9 protein-coding genes are annotated in these 7,703 nt (G+C 66.1%); 2 read left to right on the top strand and 7 right to left on the bottom strand.

All coding sequences use genetic code 11. The features are described 5' to 3' along the window. Positions 1-62: 62 nt before the first annotated feature. Positions 63-1,541, top strand: a complete 1,479-nt coding sequence (locus tag RT662_RS07880) for a serine hydrolase domain-containing protein (RefSeq protein WP_313670161.1) — start codon at positions 63-65, stop codon at positions 1,539-1,541. A 29-nt stretch (positions 1,542-1,570) separates the two neighbouring features. On the opposite strand, the gene RT662_RS07875 is transcribed toward RT662_RS07880, so the two are convergent. The 6 genes from RT662_RS07875 to RT662_RS07850 form a co-directional block, all read right to left on the bottom strand. Continuing rightward, positions 1,571-2,155 carry a cytochrome C gene (locus RT662_RS07875; protein WP_313670160.1) on the bottom strand — a complete coding sequence of 195 codons (585 nt, stop codon included), beginning with the start codon at positions 2,153-2,155 and terminating at the stop codon, positions 1,571-1,573. A 6-nt stretch (positions 2,156-2,161) separates the two neighbouring features. Then, complete coding sequence (gene mauA, locus RT662_RS07870) at positions 2,162-2,707, bottom strand: methylamine dehydrogenase (amicyanin) small subunit (protein WP_029131514.1); 546 nt, start codon at positions 2,705-2,707, stop codon at positions 2,162-2,164. A gap of 23 nt (positions 2,708-2,730) precedes the next feature. Next, positions 2,731-3,348, bottom strand: coding sequence for a thioredoxin-like domain-containing protein (locus tag RT662_RS07865; RefSeq protein ID WP_313670159.1), 618 nt, complete (start codon positions 3,346-3,348; stop codon positions 2,731-2,733). A gap of 12 nt (positions 3,349-3,360) precedes the next feature. Beyond that, entirely contained in the window at positions 3,361-3,891 is a 531-nt protein-coding gene (locus RT662_RS07860; RefSeq protein WP_313670158.1) for a MauE/DoxX family redox-associated membrane protein, read from the bottom strand. Beyond that, positions 3,892-5,085 carry an amine dehydrogenase large subunit gene (locus RT662_RS07855; protein ID WP_313670157.1) on the bottom strand — a complete coding sequence of 398 codons (1,194 nt, stop codon included), beginning with the start codon at positions 5,083-5,085 and terminating at the stop codon, positions 3,892-3,894. A gap of 180 nt (positions 5,086-5,265) precedes the next feature. Next, positions 5,266-5,943 (bottom strand): TetR/AcrR family transcriptional regulator, encoded by a 678-nt coding sequence (locus RT662_RS07850; RefSeq protein ID WP_313670156.1) that lies wholly within the window; start codon positions 5,941-5,943, stop codon positions 5,266-5,268. Positions 5,944-6,098: 155 nt separating this feature from the next. Here RT662_RS07850 and RT662_RS07845 point away from each other — a divergent pair, with 155 nt between their 5' ends. Beyond that, positions 6,099-6,563, top strand: a complete 465-nt coding sequence (locus RT662_RS07845) for a cytochrome c (RefSeq protein WP_313670155.1) — start codon at positions 6,099-6,101, stop codon at positions 6,561-6,563. Here the strand turns inward: RT662_RS07845 and RT662_RS07840 are convergent. Beyond that, positions 6,556-7,703 (bottom strand): sulfotransferase (locus tag RT662_RS07840; RefSeq protein WP_313670154.1); only part of this gene is annotated, 1,148 nt, incomplete at its 5' end. The two genes, RT662_RS07845 and RT662_RS07840, sit on opposite strands and share 8 nt — an antisense overlap.

Below are 7,703 nucleotides of genomic sequence, written 5' to 3'. Positions count from 1 at the left end.
CTGGAGCTGGCCGGCGGCGACGGCGCCGGCGTGTTCTACAAGATCCGCGACGGGAAGGAGATGTGAGAGCGCTGCTCACCCCGCTGGCCTTTGGCGCCCTGCTCGCAGCACCGGCGGCCGCGGCGCCGCTTCCGCCCGAACTTGCCGCCAGCATCGATCGCAGCATGCGGGAATGGGCCGAGGCCAACCAGGTGCCAGGCCTGACCTGGGGGATCGTCAAGCGCGGCGAAGGCCTGGTGCACAGTGGCGTTTCCGGTATCGCCGATGTCGATGCTGCCCGCCCGGTCGAGGCCAACACCCGCTTCCGCATTGCCAGCATGACCAAGGCCTTCACGGCGCTGACGCTGTTTGATCTGGCCGGCGAAGGCAAGCTGCGGCTGGACGACAAGGTGGTGACCCATGTGCCGGAAGTCGCCGGCTGGGGCGACGCGCTCACCGTCACCGATCTGGTGCACCACATGGGCGGGTTCGTCACCGATGATCCCTGGGGTGATCGCCAGACCCCGCTGCCCGAAGCGCAGTTCAGCGCGCTGTTGAAAAGCGGTGTGCCCTTCACCCGCGCACCGGGCCTGATCCATGAATACAGCAACCTGGGCTATGCCCTGCTGGGCCGCATCATCCGCAATGTGAGCGGCCAGCCGTTCGAAGCCGAAATCGCCAAACGCCGATTCCGGCCGCTGGGCATGGCGGCCACCAGCTTCGATCTTGCCGATGTGCCGCGTGCGCTGCTGGCCAGCGGCTGGCGCTGGGAAGACGGCAAATGGCAACGCGAGCCCGACATGGGCCCGGGCACCTTTGGCGCCATGGGCGGCGTGATCACCACCGGGCCGGATTATGCCAAATGGGTAGGGCATCTGCTCTCCGCCTGGCCGGCTGCCGTGCCGGGCGAGGCCGAAGCACCGGCCCGTGCCACCGTGCGCGCCCTGCTGCGCGGCGAAGGTTCACCGCGCCGGATGATGCGACCCACGCAGGCAGCAAGTTCGCCCTGTGCGGTGGCGGTCGTCTATGGCGGCGGGCTCAGGGTTGGCGATGATTGCACGCTGGGCCGGGTGGCCTTCCACGGCGGCGGCTACCCCGGCTATGGCAGCTATATGCTCATCGCGCCGGAAAGCGGCTGGGGCGCCTTCGTGCTCACCAACCGCACCTATGCCGGGCCAGCCGCCCCCACCTGGGACGCGCTGATCGCCATCCGCGAAGCCGGCCTTGCCCCCAACGACGTGCTGCCGCTGTCGCCAGCGCTGGCCGGGCTGGCAGAGCCGATGCACAAGGTGCTGACCACAGGCGACGTGGGCAACGCCGGCCTGGCGGTGAATTTCCTGATGGACCGCGACGCCGCCCACCGACGCGCCGATATTGCTGCCATCACCGCCAAGGCCGGCCGTTGCCCGAACCCGCCCGGTGTTTCGGCCAGGGGCGCACTGGAAGGCGAATTTTGGTGGAAGTGCGAACGCGGCATGATCATCGCCTATGCCCTGCTCGCCCCCACGCCCACGCCGCAACTGCAGGCGCTGGAATGGCGCTGGCAGCCGCCAAAGCCGTGAGCTGAACCTTCCCCGGTGGGGAGGGACGATCAGGATTTGGGCGGTTTGCCCGTCGCCGCCAGCACCGGCATGGCGCTGGACCCTTGCGGATACATCAGCCGCAGTGAGGCCGGAGCGCCGCATTTCTTGATCACGCGCTCGACAATGGCGGCCCTTGTCTTGATCAGGCTGACCGAGGTGAAGGCCCGGGTGCGGCCTTCCGCAACTTCCGCGGCGGTGAAGGGCTTGGTGCCGGCCGGGGTAGACTTTCCGCCCAGGCCGAACACCATGAAGTTCATCAGCGCGGCGAGCTGCTCATTATCGTCAATGCGGCTGCGGGCGATGTTGGGCAGCCGCATCAGATAATCGCGGCCTTCGGGCAGGCACATGAACCAGCCAACGCGGCCCTGCAGATTGGGCAGTTCAGCCGGCGCGGCATTGCCCTTGATGCCGTGGCAGCCGCCGCATTGCTCGACATAATCGGATTGCGCCACGTCCATATCGGCCGGGTAGCTGACCGGCAGGCCGGTTTCATCACCCGGTGCCCGATAATCAACGGCCGGCGGGGCAGCAGCGACCAGCAGCAACAGGCCCGCCAGTGCGGTGGCGGCTGGCCAGACCCGCTGTGCCGTCACCCGACCTCAGCTGGCCTTGCCGACGAGAACGGCGGTGGAGCAGTGATACTCCATGCTCTTGGTGCCAAAGCACCAGATCACGTTATTGTTGAGCTGCGGCATGTACAGCTGGGTTTCGCGATCGGTGTTGTCGCAACCGCACTGGCCGCACGCCGATTTCCCGCAGCAATCGCGATAGGCGATCAGATAGGCCTTGCCATCATCGGGGTTGATGCAGGTGCCAACCCACGACACGGGCGAAGGCTCGGCGCCAGGTGGGCAGCTGCTCATGCCGCCGCCGCAGCAGGAGCACAGGCTGCCATCGATGGCGCAATAGCGCCAGTAATCGCACTTGGTGTCATCCTTGGTCTGGGCGTTGCGGGCAAAGGCGGTCTTCGCCTCGGGCGACCGATCCTTGGTGGCGGCGCTGGCCCGGCTGACCGGCAGCAACGGGAAGGCCGGCGCAGCCACGATCGTGGCCCCCAGCTTGGTGAGGAAGGACCGGCGCGAACTGTTGCCGGCAAATTTGCGCAGCAGCTTCTCGCCAAGGCCATCGATATCGAAACGCTTCATGCCTTTTCCCCCTAAGCTCCCGCTCATGAATTCACCGTGTCTGGCACCTTGGCCGGTGTCGGCAGGCCGGCGATATAATCCTGAACGCTGTGCACGCCCATCTCGTGGCTGATGATCAGGCTTTCGAAATGTTCGCGGCTGTTGACCAGCCCCTTGGCCAAAACGGTGCCGCTGGCATCGAGCAGCACGGCGTGGGGCAGCTTGTCCACCTCGAACAGGCGGCCGACCACGTCGCTGTTGATGAACGGGAAGGCCGCCAGATCATGCTTTTCCACCAGCGCCCTCTGGGCGGCCGGATCATCATCGCCGACGAACACCAGGCTCACGCGCTCTGCGGCAGCGAACGACTTGGCGACCGGAATGAGGCTCTTGCACATCGGGCAGGAGGCCGAAACGAACATCAGCAATTGCAGGCCCTGGGCCGGGCCGCCGATCAGATAGGGGCGCCCTTCCAGCGTTGTCACCGGCGTTACCGGCGCCTTGTCGCCAATGGCGGGGCCGCGATTGGCATCGAGCGCACCGGCCGGGGCCACACGTACATGCAGCACGCCCACCTGCCGCGCCAGCGCCAGGCCAGCCACGCCGAGGCCGATCAGGACCAGCCACTGCAGCGCTTCGTTGATGAGTCCCAAGGCTGACATCAAAACCCTTCCTCAACCCTGCTTTGGCGCCGACGCAACCAATGCGCCCACTGCCGAGAACATCAGCAACAACAGATAGAGGGCAACGCCGGCCGCCGCGCCAAGGCCCACATCGGCCATGCCCAGATGCGCCCGCCCTGCCGCCAGCGCCGGCAACAGCGCCATGGCCAGCAGGAGGTTGCGCGCCACCTGGCTCCAGCCCAGCGACTGGCGCAGGCCCACGTGGCCGCAACCGCAATCGATATGCCGGCGGCCGCGCCCGATGTTGATCGCCATGCCCGCCGCAAAAACCAGCAGCAGCGCGATGGCCGCCAATGGCGCAACCGGGGCAAAGCCCAGCAGCAGCCCGGCTGCAACCAGCAGTTCCACCCCCGGCAGCAGCGCCGCAGCGGGTGCCACCAGCGCATCAGGCAACAGCCGGTAATTGGCGATCACGCCGGGCAGCAGATCACGGTGGCGCAACTTGTCGATGCCGGCGACGGCAAGCAGCAGCGCCACGGCGACGCTGGCCGCCACACCCAGAAGAGGCAGTGCCTGTTCCACTCAATCGACGTCCGGCACGACGATCATGCCGCCGCCGCCGCGTTCGATGTCATGCTTGATCTCGTAGGTGGCGGCATCCATCACCTGCACCACGCCGCCGTCACCCGACAGGAAGATCAATGGCTTGGCATCCTGCGTCACCTCGATATTGCCGATCGGCTTTTTCAGCGGCACGCGCTTGACGACCTTGCGGGTGGCCATGTTGACCACCCAGATTTCCTCGCCATCGGCCTTCTGGGTCCAATATTCGCCGCGGTGCATCAGCACATAGAGCATGCCGGTGGCGCGGTGCAGCGTTGTCGCCGCGCGGCCGCCAGGGAACCAGTTGATGTCCAGCGGGCGGGTATCGCCGGGGCGCACGCCAGCGGCCGCCTGGATCGACCAAGCATCGCCGATGGTGGGCGCCGCGCCCAGCTTCACCGTGCGGAGGAGGCCGGTGTAGGTGAGCGTCACGATCTCACCCTTGGTGCGATCATAGGTGAAGAAATCGAACACGCCGTCTTCGGCGGCCTTGAAGAAGGGCGCGCTGTGGCTGACGGTCGAGGTTTTCGGGCCCACCGTTACCGTGGCGATGGTGCCATCCGAGCACAGCGCCGAGAAGCCGATGCCTGCGACCGGCACGAGGCTGGCGCAGCCCGGCAGTTCGACGACCTGTCCAACCTTGCGCTTTTCCAGATCAACCACGATCACCGAAGACGCCGGGCTGAAATCATAGACGAAGCCCGTCTTGCCATCATCGCTGATGACAAAGTTGTTCTTCATGGTGCCGATGATCAGCCGGCCCGGCAGCGGAATTTCCGTGACCAGCGCCATGTTCACCGGATCATAGACCGAGATCATGTCCTGCCGGGTGCCACGGTTCACCTTGGTCCAGATGCTTTCCGAGACGTAGATGAAGCGCCGCTTGGGATCGAGGGCGAGATCGGACCAGCGACCGGTGGAAACCAGGCCGACCATCTTGCCGGTATCGCCGTTCCAGATGCGGGTGCCGCCATTTTCCCAGCCGCCGCGCACGAAACCCCAGTGCGGGGACCATTCCGGCAGCTTGTGGGTGAAGGGCTCTTCCGGTTCGACCGAGGCCAGAGCGGCTGCCGAAGCAGCGGGCTGGGCAGCGGCGACCTGCGCCATGCCAAGCGCCGAGATCAGGGCTGCGCCTGCCAACGTGCCGAGCCCGAATGTGGTTCCCCTGATCATGCGTGCCAAAGCCCTTCCCCCAAAGCCCATTCGGCAGACGCCCGCTTGCCCACTTACGGACCGGCGACTCCGAACCGGCGACCGGATGCCCGGCGCCATGCAAGTTCAGACTGGACGTGCGTCCAGTATTCGTCAAGCCAGCGCGCCGGCCGGCGCGGTGCCTGAATAACGTAGCCGGCGTCAGCCGAGGTCGGGCAGGTCTTCGGCCAAGTCTTCGGGCTTTATGGTGCTGGCCAGATGCAGCAGGGAGCGCACGGCAAGCCGCTGCAGCTGCGGCATCTGGTGGGCCCAGGGCTTGCCATGGCCGGCAAAGATGGTGGTTCCTTCCAGCGATGCACTGATGAAGCGGGCCACCACGTCTACCTGTGTGGGCGACAGCGCCGGGTTGAGCGGCGCCACGGCAGCCGCGATATTGGCGTGCGCCAGGCGATAGAAAGCCGCCACCCGGTCCGCCACCACTTCGTTGTGGTTGGATAGCGCCCACAATTCGGTGAAGACGTGTGTGGTGCGCTTGGTGCCGATATCATCAAGCACCAGGGTGATCATCCGGCGCAGCTGTTCGGCCGGATCGAGGTGCGGCTGGCGCACCGTTTCGTCGAGCATGCGTTCATAATAATCGAGCAGATCATCGAGCAGCAGCTGGATCAGCAATTCCTTTCGGGCAAAATGATAAGACAGGCGGCCCACCTGCATGCCGCACCGCGTCGCGATCCGACGCAGCGTGAAGGCGGCCGCGCCTTCTTCCACCAGCACATCCAGCGCGGCATTCAGGATCAGATCCACCGTTTCGGTGCCGCGCCCATAGATCCCCGGACGCACAGGCGCTGTTCGCGCCGGCTTTTCGCCTGTTGTTGTCATTGATTCGGGCTTAACCCAGCGCCGCAGCGCCGTCTAGCGATGCGCGGTTTGCCCCATGGCGCCCGGCTTGACGGCGCCTTGATGACTGTCCAGTATTTGCCGCACATTGTGGCCCACGCCGGGCCGCCCCATCCTGATTGCAAGGAAAAATCGGCATGATTTCAAATCGCTGGCATTTGGCTCTGCTGGTTGCAGCAGGAGTGGCAGCGCCAGTGGCGGCCGAACCCAAGGCGGCGTTCGTGGCGCGTTGTGCCATGTGCCACCAGGCCGGCGGCGAAGGCCTGTCCGGCCAGTTCCCGCGCCTGGCCGGCCGCGCCGCCGGCATCGCCCAAAGCCCCGAAGGGCGGGCCTATATGGCGCGCGTTGTGCTTTGGGGCATGGCCGGCCCGATCACGGTGGAAGGTGCGCCGTTGATGGGCGTGATGCCTGGCATGGCCAGCATGGCAGATGCCGAGATCGCCGAAATCCTGAGCCACGCCGTCACGCTGGGCAAGCCGGCCAAGCCAGCCAAGCCGTTCAAGGCCGCCGAAATCGCCGCGGTGCGCACCGCCGGCCGGGTGAGCATGGCGGACAACAACGCGCTGCGGGCCAAGCTGGCCGGCAACGGTTTGATCAAATAGGCGAAAGTTCCGGCGGCACCGCCGGGTACAGCGTCACCACATCGCCCAGTGTTTCGCTCAGCGGGCCGAGCCAGCCGGCATAGGCCTTCCAATGGTCCACGCCGTCGGTGAAGATCGGCTGGCGCACCTGTTCGGAACTGGCGGTGCGCACCGCCCGATCGTTGCGCCAGAATTCCAGGCAGGCCGGCTCATACGCCAGCCCGACAGCGCCGAGCAGGCGCCGCACCTGGGTTTCGGTGTCGGCCACCATCTCCTCATAGATCACCCGGGTGGCGGCACCGGGGGCAGCGGCATCGAAATGCGCCATCAGCCGCACATAATCGCGGTAATAGCGGCCAACGTCGACCAGATCATAGGAAAAGCCCTGCCCGCGGGCAAAATGCTGTTTCCACGCCGAAAAACAGCAGCCCATCGGGTGGCGGCGGGCATCGATGATGGTGGCATTGGGCAGGATCAGCCGGATCAGGCCGACGTGCTGCCAGTTGTTGGGCATCTTGTCGATGAAGCGCGGCTTGCCAGATTTGCGATGGATGCGGGTGCGTTCGAGATATTCTTCCCCCAGCCGCTGGCAATCCGCCGGGGTGAGCGCCGCCATCATCGCACCGAAATCGGCGAATTCGCCCGCCTCCACGCGCGCGGCCAGCCGGCTGGCGATCATCATCATGTCGGGCAGTTCCATCGTGCCTTCGACCTGGCTGTGACTGGCAAGGATCTGCTCGATCAGGGTGGAGCCGGAGCGCGGCAGCCCGACGATGAAGATGGGATCAGGCGCGGGGCAACCGCCATCCCGGCGCGCCGCGAAGAATGGCGCGGTGAAGGTGGAAGCAGCGGCATCGATTTCGGCAGAAAAGGCATCGGCATCATGCACGATCCCGGCGCGGCGCAGGCGATTGCCCTCGCTGTAATGGCGGAACGCGGCTTGCGATTCGCCCAGATCCTCGTGCGCCTTGCCCAGTGCGAACTGCAGGTGGAACAGGTCTTCGGCGCGCGGCGATTCCTGCCCGGCGAGTGTGGCCAAAGCCGCCTCCATCGCGGCAATGTCGGCCGCGCCCAGTTTCACCGTCTTCAGATTGGCCAGGCTCCACCAGGCTTCGCCCAGCGTGGGCTGGCGGGTGACGGCCTCGCGATAGGCGGTGACGG

Origin of the sequence: Sandarakinorhabdus sp., assembly GCF_032115815.1 — a bacterium.
Lineage (GTDB): Bacteria > Pseudomonadota > Alphaproteobacteria > Sphingomonadales > Sphingomonadaceae > Sandarakinorhabdus.
This window is presented reverse-complemented; position numbering and strand designations above follow the sequence as displayed.